19 protein-coding genes and 3 tRNA genes are annotated in these 17,213 nt (G+C 66.0%); 15 read left to right on the top strand and 7 right to left on the bottom strand.

Features of this window, described 5'->3' with window-relative positions:
- Nucleotides 1-88 precede the first annotated feature (88 nt).
- Complete coding sequence (locus GPT34_RS12240) at nucleotides 89-1,252, top strand: nitroreductase family protein (RefSeq protein ID WP_291012784.1); 1,164 nt, start codon at nucleotides 89-91, stop codon at nucleotides 1,250-1,252.
- Between the two features lie 4 nt (nucleotides 1,253-1,256).
- On the opposite strand, the gene GPT34_RS12235 is transcribed toward GPT34_RS12240, so the two are convergent.
- Nucleotides 1,257-1,751, bottom strand: a complete 495-nt coding sequence (locus GPT34_RS12235; protein WP_291012782.1) for a CinA family protein — start codon at nucleotides 1,749-1,751, stop codon at nucleotides 1,257-1,259.
- Nucleotides 1,752-1,922: 171 nt separating this feature from the next.
- On the bottom strand, nucleotides 1,923-2,471 hold the full coding sequence (locus tag GPT34_RS12230) for a phosphatidylglycerophosphatase A (RefSeq protein ID WP_291012780.1): 549 nt from the start codon (nucleotides 2,469-2,471) through the stop codon (nucleotides 1,923-1,925).
- Between the two features lie 96 nt (nucleotides 2,472-2,567).
- Here GPT34_RS12230 and GPT34_RS12225 point away from each other — a divergent pair, with 96 nt between their 5' ends.
- Nucleotides 2,568-4,148 carry a hypothetical protein gene (locus tag GPT34_RS12225; RefSeq protein ID WP_291012777.1) on the top strand — a complete coding sequence of 527 codons (1,581 nt, stop codon included), beginning with the start codon at nucleotides 2,568-2,570 and terminating at the stop codon, nucleotides 4,146-4,148.
- Between the two features lie 7 nt (nucleotides 4,149-4,155).
- Here GPT34_RS12225 and thiL read toward each other — a convergent pair whose 3' ends face one another.
- The 3 genes from thiL to apaG all read right to left on the bottom strand — a co-directional run bounded on the left by thiL (nucleotide 4,156) and on the right by apaG (nucleotide 6,901).
- A complete protein-coding gene (gene thiL / locus GPT34_RS12220; protein ID WP_291012775.1) occupies nucleotides 4,156-5,166 on the bottom strand; it encodes a thiamine-phosphate kinase in 1,011 nt (336 codons plus the stop codon).
- A complete protein-coding gene (locus tag GPT34_RS12215) occupies nucleotides 5,141-6,448 on the bottom strand; it encodes a cation:proton antiporter (RefSeq protein WP_291012772.1) in 1,308 nt (435 codons plus the stop codon). Before GPT34_RS12215 ends, thiL begins: the two co-directional genes overlap by 26 nt.
- A gap of 63 nt (nucleotides 6,449-6,511) precedes the next feature.
- On the bottom strand, nucleotides 6,512-6,901 hold the full coding sequence (apaG, locus tag GPT34_RS12210) for a Co2+/Mg2+ efflux protein ApaG (protein WP_291012770.1): 390 nt from the start codon (nucleotides 6,899-6,901) through the stop codon (nucleotides 6,512-6,514).
- Nucleotides 6,902-7,012: 111 nt separating this feature from the next.
- On the opposite strand from apaG, the gene rpe reads away from it, so the two are divergent.
- A complete protein-coding gene (rpe, locus tag GPT34_RS12205) occupies nucleotides 7,013-7,696 on the top strand; it encodes a ribulose-phosphate 3-epimerase (protein WP_291012767.1) in 684 nt (227 codons plus the stop codon).
- Between the two features lie 12 nt (nucleotides 7,697-7,708).
- Here the strand turns inward: rpe and GPT34_RS12200 are convergent, their stop codons facing one another.
- Nucleotides 7,709-8,137 carry a DsrE family protein gene (locus GPT34_RS12200; protein WP_291012764.1) on the bottom strand — a complete coding sequence of 143 codons (429 nt, stop codon included), beginning with the start codon at nucleotides 8,135-8,137 and terminating at the stop codon, nucleotides 7,709-7,711.
- Between the two features lie 44 nt (nucleotides 8,138-8,181).
- Between GPT34_RS12200 and gph the strand changes: the two genes are divergently transcribed.
- On the top strand, nucleotides 8,182-8,904 hold the full coding sequence (gene gph, locus GPT34_RS12195; protein ID WP_291012762.1) for a phosphoglycolate phosphatase: 723 nt from the start codon (nucleotides 8,182-8,184) through the stop codon (nucleotides 8,902-8,904).
- 29 nt (nucleotides 8,905-8,933) lie between these two features.
- On the opposite strand, the gene GPT34_RS12190 is transcribed toward gph, so the two are convergent.
- On the bottom strand, nucleotides 8,934-9,542 hold the full coding sequence (locus GPT34_RS12190; RefSeq protein WP_291012759.1) for a chalcone isomerase family protein: 609 nt from the start codon (nucleotides 9,540-9,542) through the stop codon (nucleotides 8,934-8,936).
- Between the two features lie 433 nt (nucleotides 9,543-9,975).
- Here GPT34_RS12190 and trpE point away from each other — a divergent pair, with 433 nt between their 5' ends.
- From trpE to GPT34_RS12135, 11 genes are all read left to right on the top strand, one after another.
- Entirely contained in the window at nucleotides 9,976-11,475 is a 1,500-nt protein-coding gene (trpE, locus tag GPT34_RS12185) for an anthranilate synthase component I (RefSeq protein ID WP_291012756.1), read from the top strand.
- A 5-nt stretch (nucleotides 11,476-11,480) separates the two neighbouring features.
- A complete protein-coding gene (locus tag GPT34_RS12180) occupies nucleotides 11,481-12,077 on the top strand; it encodes an aminodeoxychorismate/anthranilate synthase component II (RefSeq protein ID WP_291012753.1) in 597 nt (198 codons plus the stop codon).
- Nucleotides 12,074-13,147, top strand: a complete 1,074-nt coding sequence (ltaE, locus tag GPT34_RS12175) for a low-specificity L-threonine aldolase (protein ID WP_291012751.1) — start codon at nucleotides 12,074-12,076, stop codon at nucleotides 13,145-13,147. Before GPT34_RS12180 ends, ltaE begins: the two co-directional genes overlap by 4 nt.
- 19 nt (nucleotides 13,148-13,166) lie before the next feature.
- Nucleotides 13,167-13,820 (top strand): LysE family translocator, encoded by a 654-nt coding sequence (locus GPT34_RS12170; protein ID WP_291012750.1) that lies wholly within the window; start codon nucleotides 13,167-13,169, stop codon nucleotides 13,818-13,820.
- Between the two features lie 13 nt (nucleotides 13,821-13,833).
- Nucleotides 13,834-14,901, top strand: a complete 1,068-nt coding sequence (gene trpD, locus GPT34_RS12165; protein WP_291012747.1) for an anthranilate phosphoribosyltransferase — start codon at nucleotides 13,834-13,836, stop codon at nucleotides 14,899-14,901.
- 3 nt (nucleotides 14,902-14,904) lie between these two features.
- Nucleotides 14,905-15,081 (top strand): hypothetical protein, encoded by a 177-nt coding sequence (locus GPT34_RS12160; protein ID WP_291012744.1) that lies wholly within the window; start codon nucleotides 14,905-14,907, stop codon nucleotides 15,079-15,081.
- A complete protein-coding gene (gene trpC, locus GPT34_RS12155; protein WP_291012742.1) occupies nucleotides 15,074-15,874 on the top strand; it encodes an indole-3-glycerol phosphate synthase TrpC in 801 nt (266 codons plus the stop codon). The genes GPT34_RS12160 and trpC overlap by 8 nt, the downstream gene beginning before the upstream one ends.
- A gap of 31 nt (nucleotides 15,875-15,905) precedes the next feature.
- Nucleotides 15,906-16,622: a uracil-DNA glycosylase gene (locus tag GPT34_RS12150; RefSeq protein WP_291012911.1), complete on the top strand. Its 717-nt coding sequence runs from the start codon at nucleotides 15,906-15,908 to the stop codon at nucleotides 16,620-16,622.
- Between the two features lie 66 nt (nucleotides 16,623-16,688).
- A tRNA-Tyr gene (locus GPT34_RS12145) sits at nucleotides 16,689-16,774 on the top strand.
- 75 nt (nucleotides 16,775-16,849) lie between these two features.
- A tRNA-Gly gene (locus GPT34_RS12140) sits at nucleotides 16,850-16,923 on the top strand.
- Nucleotides 16,924-17,013: 90 nt separating this feature from the next.
- Nucleotides 17,014-17,088: transfer RNA gene (locus GPT34_RS12135), tRNA-Thr, on the top strand.
- Nucleotides 17,089-17,213: the final 125 nt, after the last annotated feature.

The following is a 17,213-nucleotide window of genomic DNA, read 5'->3' as shown; positions in this document are numbered from 1 at the left end:
TGCCATTGTGTTCATCTCTGCCCGATTCCACAATGTCCGCGAGACAAGCGCACTCGCCGCTCCGCCCCGAACCATCAAGGAATTCCACATGCAACGCAGAAACTTCATTCGCATCACCGGCGGCGGCGTGGTGCTCGCCGCCACCGCCAGCCTGGCCGCCTGCGACGCCAGCCTGCCCCCCGAGGCCTTGCAGGCGTGGAGCCCGCCCGCGGACGGGGGTGATGTGCGCCGCTGGCTGGTGGCGCACGCCATCCTCGCGCCGCACTCGCACAACCTGCAGTCGTGGCGGGTCGACTTCAGCGTGCCCGACGAGATCACGCTGTTCATCGACCGGGAGCGGCTGTTGCCCGAAACCGACCCCTTGTCGCGCCAGATGATGATGAGCCAGGGCACGTTTCTGGAACTGCTCGACCTCGCGGCCCGTCAGAAAGGCCTTAGGGCCGACATCACCTTGTTTCCGGAGGGTGCGTTTGGTCCCACGGCGCTGGATGGCCGGCCCACCGCGCGCGTGCGCTTGCTGGTCGACGCGGGCGTTCGGCCCGACCCGCTGTTCGCCCAGATCTTCCGCCGCCGCACCAACCGCGAGGCCTATGAAGGGCGTGCGCCCGAAGCAGTTGCCCTGAAAGCCATTGCCGACAGCGTGGCACCGCACCCGATCCGGGTCGAGTTCGTCGGGCCCGAGGCAGGCGAGCGGCTGCAGCAGCACCGCGCCATCGCCATGCAGGCTTGGCGCATCGAGCTGACCACGCCGCGCACGCTGCTGGAGTCTTACAAGGTGCTGCGCATCGGCCCGTCGGAGATTGCGCAGCACCGCGACGGCATCTCGGTCAACGATCCGCTGCTGCGCCTCATCACCGCTGTGGGCCTGTTCGACCGCACGCAAGCGTCCGCCCCCGACAGCTCGGCGGTGACGGGGCAGATCGACGAGTTCAACGCCAAGCTGGCCACCACGCCGGCCTTCTTTGCCATGGTCACCGAAGGCAACGACCGGTTCACCCAGGTGAACGCGGGTCGTGCCTACGCGCGCGCGCAGCTCGCCGCCACGGCGCATGGGCTGGCCATGCAGCCCTTGTCGCAGGCGCTGCAGGAGTACCCCGAACAGGCGGGGCCCTATGCGGCCATCCACCAGCTGCTGCAGGCGCCGCCACCCGCCTTCACGGTGCAGATGTGGGCCCGCCTGGGCTATGCGCCACCCATTGGCCCGGCGCCACGCCGGGGTGTGGACGTGCACATCCTGCCCACGCGCGCCTGACCGCTCACAGCCGCTGCAGCAATCCCGCCAGCGCACGCTGCACCGTGGCCTGGCGGACCGCGGCGCGGTCGCCCGGGAACCGGTGGTGTTCGGCCTGCACGCCTTGCGCCGTGGCCCAGGCCAGCCACACCGTGCCAACCGGCTTGTCGGCACTGCCGCCGGTGGGGCCGGCCACGCCCGTCACGGCGACCGCGCACTGCGCCTGCGAGCGCGCCAGCGCCCCTGCGGCCATGGCACAGGCCACCGCTTCACTCACCGCGCCGTGGGCTTCGATCATGGCCGCCGATACGCCCAGCAACTCGGTCTTGGCCGCATTGGAATAGGTGACAAAACCGCGTTCGAACCAGTCACTCGACCCGCTGATCTCGGTGCACGCCCCCGCGATCAGCCCGCCGGTACAGCTCTCTGCGGTGACCAGCATCTGCCCGTGCAAGCGCAGCCGCGTTGCGAGTTGCGACACAAGGTCGGGCACAGCAGATTCAGCAGCAGGTTCGATCATGGGTGGCAGCGTACCGCAAGCAGAACAGGAGGAACACGCGCAGGCACGAGGGTGAGCCAACCAGAACGCCCCGGACCCGGCTCCGCCAGTCCGCCAGCGTGCCTTGCAGGCCGCGCCGCCGCCCACAGCCCCTTGAGGGGTGATGCGCCGCGGGCGCAGCCCGGGGGTGGGTCAAAACCGCCAGGCCGCGATCACCAGCAGCGTGCAGCCGGCCGCCGCAAAATCGTCGAGCAGGATGCCGAAGCCGCCGCGCGGGCCAAACCCCTTGAAGCGCCGATCGGCCCAGGCCATGGGGCCGAACTTCACCGCGTCGAAGAAGCGGAACAGCGCGAACGCCACGGCCTGACCCAGCAGCCCGGTGGGTGACACCAGCCACAACACCAGCCAGAAGGCGATGATTTCGTCCCACACGATGTGGCCGGAGTCGGCGATGCGCATGTGGCTCGCGGTCACCGTGCAGGCCCACCAGCCCACTAGCGTGCCAACGGTGATCAGCGCGCCCCAGGCGGTGTCGCTCATCACCGGCTGCAGGGTCACAAAAGCGGCCCAGGCCCACAAGGTGCCCGCGGTGCCGGGAGCCAGTCGCGACAGGCCCGAGCCAGCGCCGAGCGCGATGAAGTGGGCCGGGTGCGCCAGCAGAAACGCCCAGCCCGGGTGCACGATCGCCGCGGAATTTTGGGCGAGCTCGCGCTCCACAGGCAAGGTAGGGTCGGTGACCATGCTTCGCATTATGGAGGCGCCACTTCGGGCTGCTTGTGTTGTCAGGGGGTGGCGCGCACACTGGCCGCAGCTGGGGATTCAGCCGGGAGTGCGCTCATGAACAACTTGTCGGGCATGGTGCTGACAGCCTTGATGCTGGGTGTGCTGCTGGCGACTGGGGTGTCCTGGGTGATCGCTGGGCTCTACCGCCGACGCATGCTGAGCCTGATGCGCGGCGGGCCACCGCCCAGTGACCGGTCAGCCGCCGCAGCGGGCGAGGGCGCACCGCCGCTGATGGCTTTGGCGCGCGCGCGTTTGCCAGGCGCCGCGGTGCATCGGCGCGCCACGGTGCGCTTGATGGTGTTCATTGCCGGCTTGAGCCTGCTGATCGGGCTGACCCAGTCCGCGCTGGCCCTGCTGTTCGTCTACCAGGACCGCAACCTGTCGCTAAACCGCCTGTTTGTCCTGGGCCTGGTCTACGCCTGGCCGATGGTCATGGGCTGGGGGCTGTTGCGACGCTGGTCCTGGACCCGGGTGCTGGTAGGTGTGCTTCTCTACCTGGTGGCCATGGTGGGGGTGGTGATGCTGGGCTCCACCTCGGCCCAGTCCTGGACCGCGGTGGCGGGGTGGCTGGGCGGCGCGGTGGTGATTCCGATCACGATCGCGTTGATGATTGGTGCCAGCGGGCGCATTCGCGCGGTGGCTCCCACCCTGCTGCCCTTGTTTCTCGTGCTGGCGGTGGCCTCCGTCTTCATGCTGGGCTGGCTGGCACGTGATTCGAGCGCACCGCCGGATTGGATGATGTCCCTGGTCGGCGCGGTTGGCGCCCGGCCGGCCCTTGTCCTGATGGCGCTCGCGCCCTGGCTTCTGCTGGCCTGGCCGGTCTACCAGGCAGGGCTGTGGCTGGCCCAGGCCTACCGGCGGCAGCGGTTTTCAGACCTTTTGTACCTGCTGGGCGCCTACTGGTTCGTGGTGCTCATGGCCAACGCATTGCCGCCGCTGGAAAGCGTGGGGCTGGTGGCGGCGACGCAGTTGCTGCCCTGGTTGTGGATTCCGCTGGGTGTCTGGGCATTGCGCGGGTGGCTGGCACCGGCAGCGCCGCCCGCTACCCTGCTGGTGCTGCGCGTGTTTCAGCAAGACACCGCGGTGCAGACGCTGTTTGACCGGGTGGTCGAGCGCTGGCGGCTGGTGGGTAACACGGTGCTGATTGCCGGCACCGACCTGCTGAGCCGAACGCTGGACCCCGACGACCTGTTCACCTTTCTCAACCGCCGCCTGGCCGGCCGCTTCATCGCCAACCAGGCGCAGCTGAGCGAGCGACTGCGCGACTTTGACCTCGCGCCCGACCCGGACGGCCGCTACCGCGTCAACGAGTGTTATTGCTTCGACACCACCTGGCAGGTGGCGCTGGCCGCCCTCGTGACACGCGCCGATGTGGTGCTGATGGATTTGCGGGGTTTTCAGGCGGCCAACCGCGGCTGTCAACACGAACTCGGCGTGTTGGCCGCAGCCACCCACCTGCAGCGGGTGGTGCTGCTGGCCGATGCGCGCACCGACCGCGCCGTGGCGCAAGCGGCGCTGGCGGCCGCGCCGGCAGGTGGATTTGTCTGGGTGGACGCCGCCCACCTGGGTGGCGCGCGCGCCGACGAGGTGCTGCGTGCTTTGCTCGGCGGACCTGCGCCGTCCAGCGCTCTTTGACTGGCCCTCAGGCCGCGAAGTGGTCGTGGCCGCGCATCGCCAGTGGCGCGCGCTGGCCATGGTGGTCGATCAGCACCAGGCCTGGTGCGGCGTGCAGGCGGCCTATGCGTTGCACAACCGTCTCGCTGGCCGCGCCGGCGGCCCGCACCCGGTCGCGATCGTCTGGGGAGGCGGTGAAGAGCAGCTCGTAGTCGTCGCCGCCGTGCAGCACACATTCGCGTTGCCACTCGACAGGCAGCGCGGCCAGAGCCGGCGCCAGCGGCAAGGCCGCCCAGTCGATGTCAGCGCCGAGCTCGCTCGCTTGCAGGATGTGGCCCAGGTCGCCCGCCAGGCCATCGCTCACGTCGATGGCGGCGTGGGCCAGGCCCGCCAGCGCCTGGCCCAGCGCCAGCCGGGGTGTGGGCTGGTCCATGCGGGCTCTGGCCTGGGTCAGGTCGGCAGGCGATGCGGTCGTGGCCCAGGGAAGGCCCTGGCGCTGCGCCAGGGCGAGTCGCGCTTCGCCGGTGCGGCCGCTCAGCCACAGGTCGTCACCCGATTGCGCAGCCGAGCGCCGAAGCGCCTGACCCGGCAGGACTTCACCGAACACGGTGATGCTCAGGGTGAGCGGTCCGCGGGTGGTGTCACCGCCCACCAGGGGGCAGGCGTGGGCATCGGCGAGGGCAAACAGGCCACGCGCAAAGGCAGCGAGCCAGGCGTCGTCGACCGCGGGCAAGGCGATGGCCAGCGTGAAGCCGAGCGGGCGTGCGCCCATGGCGGCCAGGTCACTGAGATTGACGGCCAGCGCCTTGTGCCCAAGCGAGCCGGGATCGGCGTCGGGAAAAAAGTGCCGGCCTTCCACCAGCATGTCGCTGGAGATCGCCAGCTGGTGACCGGGTGTGGGCTGTATCAATGCACCGTCGTCGCCCACGCCGAGCACCAGCGATTCCGCGCTGGCAGCAGCTGTCCGCGTGAAATGGCGCGCGATCAGCGCAAACTCTCCCATCTTGGCAGCGTCAGGCGGCAGGTTTTTCTTGGGCATTCAGCGGAGCGGTCTCGGACTCGGGAGCCTCGGCCACCATCGGCTCCATCACCGCATCGGCCTGGGTCAGGCCACGGTCTTCATCGTCACCGTGCACCTCGCCCGCCCAGCGCAACGCCCGAGCGACCACGGGCGGGCCGAGGGTCTCGAACACCGCGACCGCGGCAAACACGATGGAGGCCACTTCGGCTGCGCGGATCGGGAACTGCTCGGTCATGGTGTTGGCCAGGCCGATCGCCATGCCCGCCATGGGCAGCAGCATCAGGCCGGCATTGCGGTGGGTGCGGCGGTGCCAGCCCACCGCATAGCCGGTGGCGGCCACACCCACCCACTTGGCCACGCTGCGCGCGATCACGTAGACCGCGGCCGCCGGCGCGAACGCCACCATTTCCTTGAGGTGCAGGCTGGCACCTGCATAAACGAACAGGGCGACGAAAAAGAGCTCGAAGGCAGGGCCAAACTCCAGGTTGGCCAGCAGGTCCTGCTTCTCTGCGGTCTTGACCACCACACCCAGCACCAGCGGCGCAAACAGCGCCGAGAGGCCAAACGCCAGCGCCAGCCCCAGCGTCATGGCCACGGCACCCACCACCAGCGCCAGGCTGTACTGGGTGGCCCGCTTGGTCAGCCGGGCCACCATGTGCAGCATCCAGCCCAGCACCAGGCCCAGCACGGTGGAGCCCAGCAATTGGTACAGCGGTGCCCCGATCATGGTGGCCAGAGGCGCTTCGGTGTCCTGGTACAGCGCCGGCAGCAGACCGGCAAACACCAGAAAGGCCAGCACATTGTTGAGTGCGACCAGGGCCTCGGCGCGGTCGGTGGTCTTGCCATGGGCACCGAGCTCGTGAGCCACGTGCAGCAACACGGCGGGTGAGGAGGAGATGGCAATCGCCGCGACCACGGCAGAAACCAGCGGCCCGATGCCAAACAGGCTCATGGCGAAATACACCACCACGAAGGTCAGCGCACTCTCCACCAGCGACACCAGCAGCAAGCCTTTGTCGTGAAGCAGCGACTTGATGTCCAGCGACAAGCCGAGGCGGTAGAGGATCAGGGCCAGCGCGATGTCGACCACGATGCGCGCATCCGCCAGCGCGTCGTAGTCGAAGATGCCCAGCACATTCGGTCCTGCGACCAGCCCCACCAGCATGAAGCCGGTGATGCTGGGCAGCCAGCTCATGCGGTGCGCCAGAAAGCCGCCCAGGGCACCACAGAACAGCAGAAAGCCGAAAAAGAACAGGGTGTTAAGTTGAAGGGGCCAGGTCGGCAGGAAATCCAGTTGCATGCGTCGGGTCTCGATGGGGTGCAGGGCCGCGGGATGTCGTAGGCGGCATGGCCGCCTGGCCCGTCAGTGAAGCAGGCGGCCGGGGGCGCTCGTATCGGCCACAAGTGCGAACGGCAGCACGGTGGCCTCGAAGCGCTCGCCGTCCTCGGCCACACAGAAAAAGCTGCCGTGCATCTGGCCGCTGGCCGAACGCAGGCGAGTGCCGCTGGTGTATTGAAACGACTCGCCCGGGCGCAGCAGCGGTTGGTTGCCCACCACCCCCAGGCCCTTGACCTCGTCGCTGTGGCCTTGAGCGTCCTCGATGATCCAGTGCCGGGAGATCAGCTGCGCCGCCACGTCACCGGTGTTGGTGATGGTGACCGTGTAGGCGAAGGCGTACGCATCCTCGTCGGGCGCGGACTGCTCGCTCAGGTACTGGGGCTCCACCTCGCAGGTGAACTGATATGTCGGCATGGCCGGCATGTTACCTGCACCGGGTGAGCGTTGTGCAGAGCGCGCGGCAGGCCTGAGACAATGCCGGTCATCGCCCTCGGGCCTTCTGCCTTCTGTCCTCCCGGCTTCGACATGACCACCACCTACCGCATTGCCCCTTCCATCCTTTCCGCCGACTTCGCCCGCCTGGGTGAGGAGGTCCGCGACGTCATCGCCGCCGGCGCCGACTGGATCCATTTCGACGTGATGGACAACCACTACGTGCCCAACCTCACTTTTGGCCCCATGGTCTGCCAGGCGCTCAAGCCGCATGCGAAAAAGCCCGACGGCACGCCGGTGCCGGTCGACGTGCATCTCATGATCCAGCCAGTGGACGCGCTCGCGGGCGCTTTCATCGACGCTGGAGCTGATCTGGTGAGCTTCCACCCGGATGCAAGCGCTCACGTTCACCGCAGCGTGCAGGCAATCAAGGCCCGGGGATGTCAGGCGGGCCTGACGTTCAACCCGGCACAGCCGCTCGACGTGCTGGACTGGGTGATCGACGACATCGACCTGATTCTGATTATGAGCGTCAACCCTGGCTTTGGCGGTCAGAGCTTCATCGACTCGGCGCTGCGCAAGATCGAGGCGGCGAGAAAGCGCATCGAGGCCAGCGGCCGCGACATCCGCCTGGAGGTCGATGGTGGGATCAAAGCCGACAACATCCGCCGCGTGGCGGATGCCGGCGCCGACACCTTCGTCGCGGGCAGCGCCATCTTCGGCAAGTCCGACTACAAAGTCGTTATCGACGCCATGCGCAGCGCGCTGCGCGCCTGAGCGGTTGGCTGGTCAGGGCTTGATGTAGGCGAACTGCTCGCGGAACTGCAGCGCGCCGATGCGCGCCACGCCCGAGGGGGTGAAATCGGCATCCAGCGAAAACTGCTCTTTCTTCAGGTTGCGGTTCTTCAGCGTGATTTCGCACACCTCGAAACGCACGCCGCGCGCCTTGAGCGCGCTGACCAGGGAGTTGTAGTCAATGTCGGGATTCTTCGGGTCTTTCGCGTCGGCGAACAGGAAGTCCACGCCGTTGGCGTGCGTCACCACCGTGATCTGCGTCTGGGGCAATACGTCGAGGTGGTTGCGGATGTTGCGCAAGCCCTTGGTGGCCTGAGTGGCGGCATCATCGATGTGATACACCACCTTGTCCTGGGCCAGCGCTGCGGTGCTGAGCACCACGCCGGCGATCAGCAGGCAAAAGGATTGCAAGAGTTTTTTCATGAAAGTCTCCGTCAGGTTTGAATGATGCGCGAAAGTAACACACCATGCTGAATTCGGGTGGCCTGGACCTGCGGCCTTTGAGCGCCGCGATCATCGACCTCGACGGCACGATGGTCGATACCTTGGGGGATTTTGAGGTTGCGCTCAACCGCACCTTCGCTGACCTGATGCTGCCCGGCGTGGACAGGGCGGCGGTCGCGCGCACCGTGGGCAAAGGTTCGGAGCACCTGATCCGCAGCTTGTTGGCCGAACAGCTGGCCTTGCCCGCGGTGAGCGGTCTGGGGCAGGTCTGCCCGGCTCGCACCGTCGACGCGCTGTTCGACTCCGCCTGGCGCCGCTATCAACACCACTACCTGACGATCAACGGTCAGTTTGCTGACGTCTTTCCCGGCGTCATCGAAGGCCTGGAGGGTTTGCGGGCGCGAGGCTTGCGTCTGGCCTGCCTCACCAACAAGCCGCTTGCTTTTGCGCAGGGCCTGCTAGAGACCAAGGGGCTGGCTGGCTACTTTGTCGAGGTGTTTGGCGGCGACAGCTTTGAGCGCCGCAAGCCCGACCCCTTGCCCTTGCTCAAGACCTGCGAGGCACTGGGCAGCGAGCCGGCGCGCACGCTGATGGTGGGCGACTCCCAGAACGACGCTCTGGCCGCGCGCGCGGCGGGTTGCCCGGTGGCGCTCGTCACCTACGGCTACAACCACGGCGAGCCGATCGAGCGTTCACCCCACGACCGGATGGTGCACTCGATCGCCGATCTGCTGAGCGACACGTAGCGCCGCGGCGCCCTGCCGAGGCGGCGCGATCAGGGGGCTTTGCCCAGCAGCGCTTCCTTGAGCCGGAAATCGGCCGGCTTCTTGCCCAGCCAGATGCGCATGAGCGCATCGAAAAACTCGGGCTCTTTGAACGGTTCTCCCTGTGCGGCGCCCTTGACAGTGAGCACGGTGCCAGTGCCCGGCACCCAGTCGAGCACAAAGGTTTCGCCTTCCTTGAGTTGCTTGTGGTCGCTGAACACCTGGCTCATGCGCAAGACGCCAGGGATCAGTTTGGAAAACGCGGTGCGTTCCATGTTGTCTTCCATGCCGCGCGAAAACAGCTTGCCGAGTTCGCCCGAATCGATATCCCGCAGCATGGTGATGGTCAGGCGCTTGGGGCCGGGCGCGGCCAGCACCGCTTCCGGTGTGTCCGCCTTGGTGCTCAGGTAAAGACCAGCTGTGTAGACCTTGAACACCGCCTTGTAGCGGATGCCGGCGCCGTTGAGCATCAGTGGGCTGCCGACCAGGTTGATGCGGTCCTCCAGCTTCACGCCCGCCACTTCAACCGTGGCCGCGGCAGACAGCAAGGGGGTGAGCACCAGCCCGAACAGCAGCGAGGCGGTGGCGACGGGAAGGCGCAGCGGGAAGCGGAATGACATGGTGAAGCTCCAGAATGGAACAGAGGGTCGAAAAAAAGTGCGCGACGCGTTGCGCACAAAAGCACGACCGTTCGAAAAATTCCATTGTGGGGGTTTTGATGCCGGCCAGCCATGGGGTTCCCACCTAGTCGGTTGACTGCCCGGCGGGCAGTTTTCGACCTGCCTGGGGTGGCTTTGCTACACTTTGCTCACCATGTTCACACCCCGCACGAAGTTCGTATCCGCTCTTGCGCGCCGCCCAGGCCGGGGAGCCTGGCCTTGGCGCAAGCCAGCGTAAACGTGCCTTCCCCTGGGGTGGGTAGCGGCGACGGCGATTGCACCGCCCGCCTCTGCGATATCCCCGCCCCCAGCCCGGCAGCCCGACTGCCCGGCCCTCTTTAGCAAACGGTTCTGCGAGCTGCACCCCAGCCCGGAGCCGAAGGAGCGTCTGAACATGATCACCGAACTCGAATTCAAAAGCCTGGCCGGCCAGGGCTACAACCGCATTCCGCTGATGGCCGAGGCCTTTGCGGACCTGGAAACCCCGCTCTCGCTCTACCTCAAGCTGGCCCACGGCAAGGGTGACGGCAAACACTCGTTCCTGCTGGAATCGGTGGTGGGCGGTGAGCGGTTCGGCCGCTACAGCTTCATCGGGCTGCCCGCGCGCACCCTGCTGCGCTCCAGCGGCTTTGGTGCCGCGGCCAAAACCGAAGTCGTGACCGACGGTGTGGTGGTAGAAACCGCCGCGGGCAACCCGCTCGACTTCATCGCCGCCTACCAGCAGCGTTTCCAGGTCGCGCTGCGCCCGGGCTTGCCGAGATTTTGTGGCGGCCTGGCTGGCTACTTCGGATACGACGCGGTGCGCTACATCGAAAAGAAACTGGAGAACAGCTGCCCGCCCGACACCCTGGGTTGCCCGGACATCCTGCTCCTTCAGTGCGAGGAGCTGGCCGTCATCGACAACCTCTCGGGCAAACTCTATTTGATCGTCTACGCCGACCCCGCCGCACCCGAGGCCTACGCCAGCGCCAAGCGCCGCCTGCGCGAACTCAAGGACGCGCTGAAGTACTCGGTGAGTGCGCCGGTGGTCAAGGCCAGCCAGAGCCACCCGGCCGAGCGCAGCTTCGCGAAGGCCGAATACCTGGTGGCGGTTGAGCGCGCCAAGGAACTGATTGCCGCTGGCGAGTTCATGCAGGTGCAAGTGGGCCAGCGCATCAGCAAGCGCTTCACTGAAAGCCCTCTGTCGCTCTACCGGGCGTTGCGTTCCCTGAATCCGTCGCCCTACATGTACTACTACCACTTTGGTGATTTCCACGTGGTCGGTGCATCACCGGAAATCCTGGTGCGCCAGGAAAAAACCGACGAGGGCACCAAGGTCACGATCAGGCCGCTGGCCGGCACGCGCCCGCGCGGCGCCTCGCCCGAGGCCGACAAGGCGATCGAGCAGGAACTGGTGAACGACCCCAAAGAGCGCGCCGAACACGTGATGCTGATCGACCTGGCGCGCAACGACATTGGCCGCATCGCGAAAATCGGCTCGGTCAAGGTGACCGAGGCCTTCGCGGTGGAGCGCTACAGCCACGTAATGCACATCGTGAGCAACGTCGAAGGCATTCTGAATGACGGCATGACCAACATGGATGTGCTCAAGGCCACTTTCCCGGCGGGTACGTTGACCGGTGCGCCCAAGGTGCACGCCATGGAGCTCATCGACCAGTTTGAGCCCACCAAGCGCGGCATCTACGGGGGCGCCTGCGGCTACCTCAGCTACGCCGGCGACATGGACGTGGCGATCGCCATCCGCACCGGCATCATCAAAGACCAGACCCTGCACGTGCAGGCCGCCGCGGGCGTGGTGGCCGACTCGGTGCCGGAAATGGAGTGGAGGGAAACGGAGCACAAGGCACGAGCGCTGCTGAGGGCGGCCGAGTTGGTGGAAGAAGGGCTGGAGTGAACAGCATGAGCAAAAAAATCCAGCTCCTGATGGTCGATAACTACGACTCGTTCACCTTCAACATCGTGCAGTACTTCGGCGAACTGGGGGCGGAGGTGACCGTGGTGCGCAACGACGAGATCACCGTCGATGAAATTCAGCGCAGGGTGAAGGTCGGCGAGGTGGATCGCCTGGTGATTTCACCCGGGCCTTGCTCGCCCAAAGAGGCAGGTGTGTCGGTGTCGGCGATCGATCGCTTGGCGGGTCAGCTGCCCATCCTCGGCGTCTGCCTGGGTCACCAGGCCATCGGTGCGGCTTTCGGCGGCCGGATCGTGCGAGCCCAGGAGCTGATGCACGGCAAGACCAGCGTCATCAGTACCACGCAGGAAGGCGTGTTCGCCCACCTGCCAGCCAAGTTCCGGGTCAACCGCTACCACTCACTGTCCATCGCCCGCGATAGCTTGCCCGATTGCCTGCAAGTCACCGCCTGGACCGACGATGGCGAAATCATGGGCGTGAAGCACAAGACGCTGGATATCGAGGGCGTGCAGTTCCACCCAGAGAGCATCCTGACCGAGCATGGTCACGCGATGTTGAAGAACTTTTTGGTGAGACCCGCATGAAGACGATTGACCTGAGAAGCGACACCGTCACGCAGCCGACGGCGGCCATGCGCGAGGCCATGATGGCCGCGCCGGTGGGCGACGACGTGTTCGGCGATGACCCATCGGTCAATGCCTTGCAGGCGCACATTGCCGCCATCACCGGCAAAGAAGCGGCGTTGTTCATGCCCAGTGGCACGCAGAGCAACCTGTGCGCCATCCTGGCGCATTGCGCGCGGGGTGACGAGTACATCGTGGGCCAGAATGCCCACACTTACCGGTACGAAGGCGGGGGCGCGGCGGTGTTCGGCAGCGTGCAGCCACAGCCGCTGAACCAGGACGCGCAAGGCCGCATGGCGCTTGACGCTATCGAAGCGGCCATCAAGCCCGATGACATGCATTTCGCACGCACCCGCCTGCTGTGCCTGGAAAACACCTGGAACGGTCATCCCATGACCGACGCCTACCTGCAAGACGCCACCCAGCTGGCGCGTGAACGCGGTCTGGCGACCCACCTTGATGGTGCGCGGTTATTCAACGCCGCCGTCGCCACCGCCGCGCCGGGACAGAGCGCCCTGGCCCGCGTGCGCGAGATCGCGGACCTGTTCGACAGCCTTTCGGTCTGCTTCAGCAAAGGGCTCGGCGCCCCGGTGGGATCGGCGCTGTGCGGTTCGCAAGCGCTGATCGAGCGCGCCCGGCGCATCCGCAAGATGGCGGGCGGCGGCTTGCGACAGGCTGGCGTGCTGGCAGCGGCCGCCCACCACGCACTGGATCACCATGTGAACCGCCTGGCAGACGATCACGCGCTGACGCAACGGCTGGCCGGAGGGCTACAAGGCATCGAGGGTCTGACGGTGCGCTCGGCGCAGACCAACATCGTGTTTGTGGATGTGGCCGACGGCCGTGGCCCTGCATTGCTGGACCATCTGAAGGCCGATGGCGTGCTGGCTACAGGCTTGATCGGTTTGCGGTTCGTAACACACCTCAACGTGGACGCGGCCGGCATCGACCTTGCCATTGCCTCGGTGCGCGACTTCTTTGCGCGAGCGCCAGTGGCCACCGCCGGTGCGCGCGGCAACGGCCCTTACTGAACACAGTCCGGCGTTCACCATGCCCGACACAACCCAGTTGCTGGTCTTCATCGCAGCCGGCTGGTTACTCAACCTCACGCCCGGCCCCGACGTGCTGTACATCGTGAGCCAGGCCTTGCGCAGCGGCGTGCGCGCGGGTGTGGTGGCAGCCTTGGGCATCGTGAGTGGCTGCTTCGTGCACGTGTTCACCGCGGCGCTCGGGATGGGGGCACTCCTTGCCACCTCGGCCACTGCGTTCATGGTGCTCAAGTGGGCTGGGGCGGCCTACCTGGTTTGGATGGGGCTCAGGCTGCTGCTGGCGCGCCCAGACGGTGTTGCGGCCTTGCCCTCCGTGCCATCGGCCACACTGCTGCCGGCGAACCTGGGGCGCATCTACTGGCGCGGCTTTCTGACCAATGTGCTCAACCCCAAGGTGGCGCTGTTTTTCCTGGCTTTTGTACCGCAGTTCATCGCGCCCGACGCGCCGGACAAGGTGGTGGTCTTCCTGCTGCTGGGCCTGATCTTCAACATCAACTCGCTGCCAGTCAACTTCGGCTACGCCTGGCTCGCTGGCTGGGCGGCCCATCGCATGAGCGCTGCCTCGCGCGCACGGCGCTGGATGGATCGCAGCGCTGGCGTCATGTTCATCGGCTTTGGCCTGCGCCTGGCCATGTCCGACAATCCCAAAGCTTAAGCAGGAGACTTTCATGCCCCACCGACACCAGATCACCCCACAGGAAGCGCTGCAACGCACCATCGAGCACCGCGAGATCTTTCACGACGAGATGCTGCACCTGATGCGGCTCATCATGAGCGGCGAAATGTCGCCGGTGATGATGGCCGCCTTCATCACCGGTCTGCGGGTGAAGAAAGAAACCATTGGTGAGATCACGGCCGCAGCCCAGGTGATGCGCGAGTTCTCCACCAAGGTGAACGTGCCAGACAAGACCCACTTAGTGGACATCGTGGGCACGGGGGGCGACGGTTCGCATACCTTCAACATCTCCACCTGCTCGATGTTCGTCGCCGCAGCGGCCGGCGCCAAGGTGAGCAAACACGGCGGGCGCAGCGTGTCCAGCAGGAGCGGCAGCGCCGACGTGCTGGAGAGCCTGGGCATCAACATCAACCTGTCGCCCGAGGCGATCGCGCGCTGCATCGACGCCGTAGGTGTGGGCTTCATGTTCGCACCCAACCACCACCCAGCCATGAAAAACGTGGCGCCGATCCGCCGCGAACTGGGCATGAAGACCATCTTCAACATCCTGGGTCCGCTGACCAACCCGGCCTCGGCGCCCAATATCCTCATGGGCGTTTTCCACCCCGACCTGGTGGGCATTCAGGTGCGTGCGCTGCAGCGCCTGGGCGCCGAGCATGCGGTGGTGGTCTACGGCCGCGACGGCATGGACGAGGTTTCGCTGGGGGCGGCCACCATGGTGGGCGAGCTCAAGGGCGGCGAGATCAACGAATACGAAATCCACCCCGAGGACTTTGGCCTCACCATGGCGAGTAACCGCGCGCTCCGCGTAGAGACGCCCGAGGAATCCCGCACCATGCTGATGGCGGTACTGGAGCAGCCGGAGGATCCGGCCATTCGCGCGGCGCGAGACATCGTGGCGCTCAACGCCGGCGTGGCTCTGTACGCGGCCAATGTCTGTGACGACATGGCGCAAGGCATTGCGCTGGCGCAGCGCGCGCTGGAGTCTGGCGCGGCGGTAAAGACGTTGCGCGCCTTCACCGATTTCACCCAGTCCGTCACCGCGGGCACCGGCCCCTGAGCCATGGGCCTGCCCGCCTGGCTGCAGAACGATGGCGCCTGGATCGCCATCGGCATCTCGGTGCTGTTCGTGCTGGCCGGTGTGGTGATGCACCGCGTGTTCCTGAACATCCTCAAACAACCCCCCGGCGAAATCCCTTTGCCGGGGGGGCCTCCGAACGAGTCCCGACCCCATGAATGACATTCTGCAGAAGATCGTCGCTGTCAAGCACGAAGAGATCGTCGCCGCCCGCAAGAAGAAGCCGCTGGAGTTGGTGCGTCAGGACGCAGAGAGTCGCTTGCTGACGCGCGACTTCGAAGGCGCGCTGAGGCTCAAGATTGCTGGCGGCCAGGCGGCGGTGATTGCGGAAATCAAGAAAGCCAGTCCCAGCAAGGGCGTGCTGCGCGCCGATTTCATCCCCGCCGACATCGCGCAGAGCTACGCCGAGGGCGATGGCCAGACCAGTGCGGCTTGTCTTTCGGTGCTGACTGATCGCCAGTTTTTCCAGGGCAGCTCGGACTTTCTCAAACAGGCACGCGCCAGCTGCGATCTGCCGGTGCTGCGCAAAGACTTCATGGTCGACCCGTATCAGGTCTACGAGGCCCGGGCCATGGGGGCGGACGCGATTTTGCTGATCGCGGCCTGTCTGGAGGACGCGCTGATGGCCGAACTGGAGGCGCAGGCGCATGCGCTGGACATGGCGGTGCTGGTGGAGGTGCACGATCAAGCCGAACTGCACCGCGCGCTCAAACTCAAGACGCCGCTGGTGGGCATCAACAACCGCAACCTGCGCAGTTTTGAGGTCAGTCTGCAGACCACGCTGGATCTGATAGCCGAGGTGCCCGCCGACCGGCTGCTCATCACCGAGTCTGGCATCCTGGCGCGCGAAGACGTGGCCCGCATGCAGGCGGCTGGCGTGCATGCCTTTCTGGTGGGCGAGGCGTTCATGCGGGCACCGGACCCGGGCATGGCACTGGCCGAGCTGTTTGGCTGAGGGTAAGCCGGTGCAGACCAGCCTGGTTGGGATGGCTGCGGGCTCGACTCGCGGGCTTGCCTGGGAGCATGCCGACCCGGCCCGCTGGGCAGTTCACCCCGACTGGGCCCACGTGGTCGACGATTTCTGGCGTGATGCCGCCGGGAAACGGCTGCAGGCGTTTCTGGCCCAGCGCCTGGCCGCGGGCGCGATGATCTACCCGCCTGAGCCGCTGCGCGCCCTGGCGCTCACGCCGCTGGATCGCGTCCGGGTCGTGATCCTGGGCCAGGATCCGTACCACGGGTCGGGTCAGGCGGAGGGTCTGGCCTTTTCGGTCGCGCCAGGGGTCCGGCTGCCGCCCAGCTTGCGCAATGTCTTCAAGGAGCTGCAGCGGGACTTGGGGCGACCGATGCCAGCCGACGGCTCGCTGGTGCCTTGGGCCGAGCAGGGCGTGCTCTTGCTCAACACCTGCCTGAGCGTGGAAGACGGTGCGCCCACCAGTCATGCGGGACAAGGTTGGGAAGCGCTCACTGACGCCCTTATCCAGCGGTGCGCTGATCATCTCTCGCCGAAGGTGTTTCTGTTGTGGGGCGCCCAAGCCCAGAAAAAGCAGTCGCTGATCGATGTGCGGCGCCACTTGGTCTTGTGTGCCAATCACCCTTCCCCCCTGTCAGCCTTGCGCCCACCGGTGCCGTTCCTGGGTTGCGGCCATTTCGGCGAAGCAGCGCGCTGGCTGGTTTCCCGTGGGCTGGCTGCACCCCGCTGGTGAGCGTCCGAACGACCGACCTATTAGCAAGCATCCCCAAAACCATGGCATAATATTGGGCTGCATTGCGGAGGGGTGGCCGAGTGGTTAAAGGCAGCAGACTGTAAATCTGCCCGCTTACGCGTACGCTGGTTCGAATCCAGCCTCCTCCACCAGCGGCTCAGGCGATGCGCAATCGACTGGGATCAGAGCGTTCCAGGTGTGCCGGGCCAGCCCTGCTGCACCTCTGCGCGGGAGTAGTTCAATGGTAGAACCCCAGCCTTCCAAGCTGATGACGCGGGTTCGATTCCCGTCTCCCGCTCCATGTTCTGTGGCGGTTTGCGTGTCGAGTTGGCTGTTGGTTTGACGGTATGTGAGAGTTTCTGAGGTGGCGCCCGTGTGGGTGGCTGCCTTGGCCCTTGTGGCTCAGTGGTAGAGCACTCCCTTGGTAAGGGAGAGGTCGCGGGTCCGATTCCCGCCAAGGGCACCAGTTTTTTGTGTTCTGGTGTTTTCGGCAATTTTGATTTTGGAGCTGAAGAATGGCAAAAGAGAAATTTGAGCGGACCAAGCCGCACGTGAACGTGGGCACGATTGGTCACGTGGACCATGGCAAGA

This window comes from Hydrogenophaga sp. (assembly GCF_011390835.1).
Lineage (GTDB): Bacteria > Pseudomonadota > Gammaproteobacteria > Burkholderiales > Burkholderiaceae_C > Hydrogenophaga.
Note: the sequence above shows the minus strand (reverse complement) of the source record. Positions and strands in the feature narration are given on the sequence as shown.

What these genes read in the sequence shown, in the direction of transcription:
- GPT34_RS12240 (WP_291012784.1), top strand. Translation starts at nt 89, where the DNA reads ATGCAACGCAGAAACTTCATTCGCATCACCGGCGGCGGCGTGGTGCTC.
- GPT34_RS12235 (WP_291012782.1), bottom strand. Translation starts at nt 1,751, where the DNA reads ATGATCGAACCTGCTGCTGAATCTGCTGTGCCCGACCTTGTGTCGCAA.
- GPT34_RS12230 (WP_291012780.1), bottom strand. Translation starts at nt 2,471, where the DNA reads ATGGTCACCGACCCTACCTTGCCTGTGGAGCGCGAGCTCGCCCAAAAT.
- GPT34_RS12225 (WP_291012777.1), top strand. Translation starts at nt 2,568, where the DNA reads ATGAACAACTTGTCGGGCATGGTGCTGACAGCCTTGATGCTGGGTGTG.
- thiL (WP_291012775.1), bottom strand. Translation starts at nt 5,166, where the DNA reads ATGCCCAAGAAAAACCTGCCGCCTGACGCTGCCAAGATGGGAGAGTTT.
- GPT34_RS12215 (WP_291012772.1), bottom strand. Translation starts at nt 6,448, where the DNA reads ATGCAACTGGATTTCCTGCCGACCTGGCCCCTTCAACTTAACACCCTG.
- apaG (WP_291012770.1), bottom strand. Translation starts at nt 6,901, where the DNA reads ATGCCGACATATCAGTTCACCTGCGAGGTGGAGCCCCAGTACCTGAGC.
- rpe (WP_291012767.1), top strand. Translation starts at nt 7,013, where the DNA reads ATGACCACCACCTACCGCATTGCCCCTTCCATCCTTTCCGCCGACTTC.
- GPT34_RS12200 (WP_291012764.1), bottom strand. Translation starts at nt 8,137, where the DNA reads ATGAAAAAACTCTTGCAATCCTTTTGCCTGCTGATCGCCGGCGTGGTG.
- gph (WP_291012762.1), top strand. Translation starts at nt 8,182, where the DNA reads ATGCTGAATTCGGGTGGCCTGGACCTGCGGCCTTTGAGCGCCGCGATC.
- GPT34_RS12190 (WP_291012759.1), bottom strand. Translation starts at nt 9,542, where the DNA reads ATGTCATTCCGCTTCCCGCTGCGCCTTCCCGTCGCCACCGCCTCGCTG.
- trpE (WP_291012756.1), top strand. Translation starts at nt 9,976, where the DNA reads ATGATCACCGAACTCGAATTCAAAAGCCTGGCCGGCCAGGGCTACAAC.
- GPT34_RS12180 (WP_291012753.1), top strand. Translation starts at nt 11,481, where the DNA reads ATGAGCAAAAAAATCCAGCTCCTGATGGTCGATAACTACGACTCGTTC.
- ltaE (WP_291012751.1), top strand. Translation starts at nt 12,074, where the DNA reads ATGAAGACGATTGACCTGAGAAGCGACACCGTCACGCAGCCGACGGCG.
- GPT34_RS12170 (WP_291012750.1), top strand. Translation starts at nt 13,167, where the DNA reads ATGCCCGACACAACCCAGTTGCTGGTCTTCATCGCAGCCGGCTGGTTA.
- trpD (WP_291012747.1), top strand. Translation starts at nt 13,834, where the DNA reads ATGCCCCACCGACACCAGATCACCCCACAGGAAGCGCTGCAACGCACC.
- GPT34_RS12160 (WP_291012744.1), top strand. Translation starts at nt 14,905, where the DNA reads ATGGGCCTGCCCGCCTGGCTGCAGAACGATGGCGCCTGGATCGCCATC.
- trpC (WP_291012742.1), top strand. Translation starts at nt 15,074, where the DNA reads ATGAATGACATTCTGCAGAAGATCGTCGCTGTCAAGCACGAAGAGATC.
- GPT34_RS12150 (WP_291012911.1), top strand. Translation starts at nt 15,906, where the DNA reads ATGGCTGCGGGCTCGACTCGCGGGCTTGCCTGGGAGCATGCCGACCCG.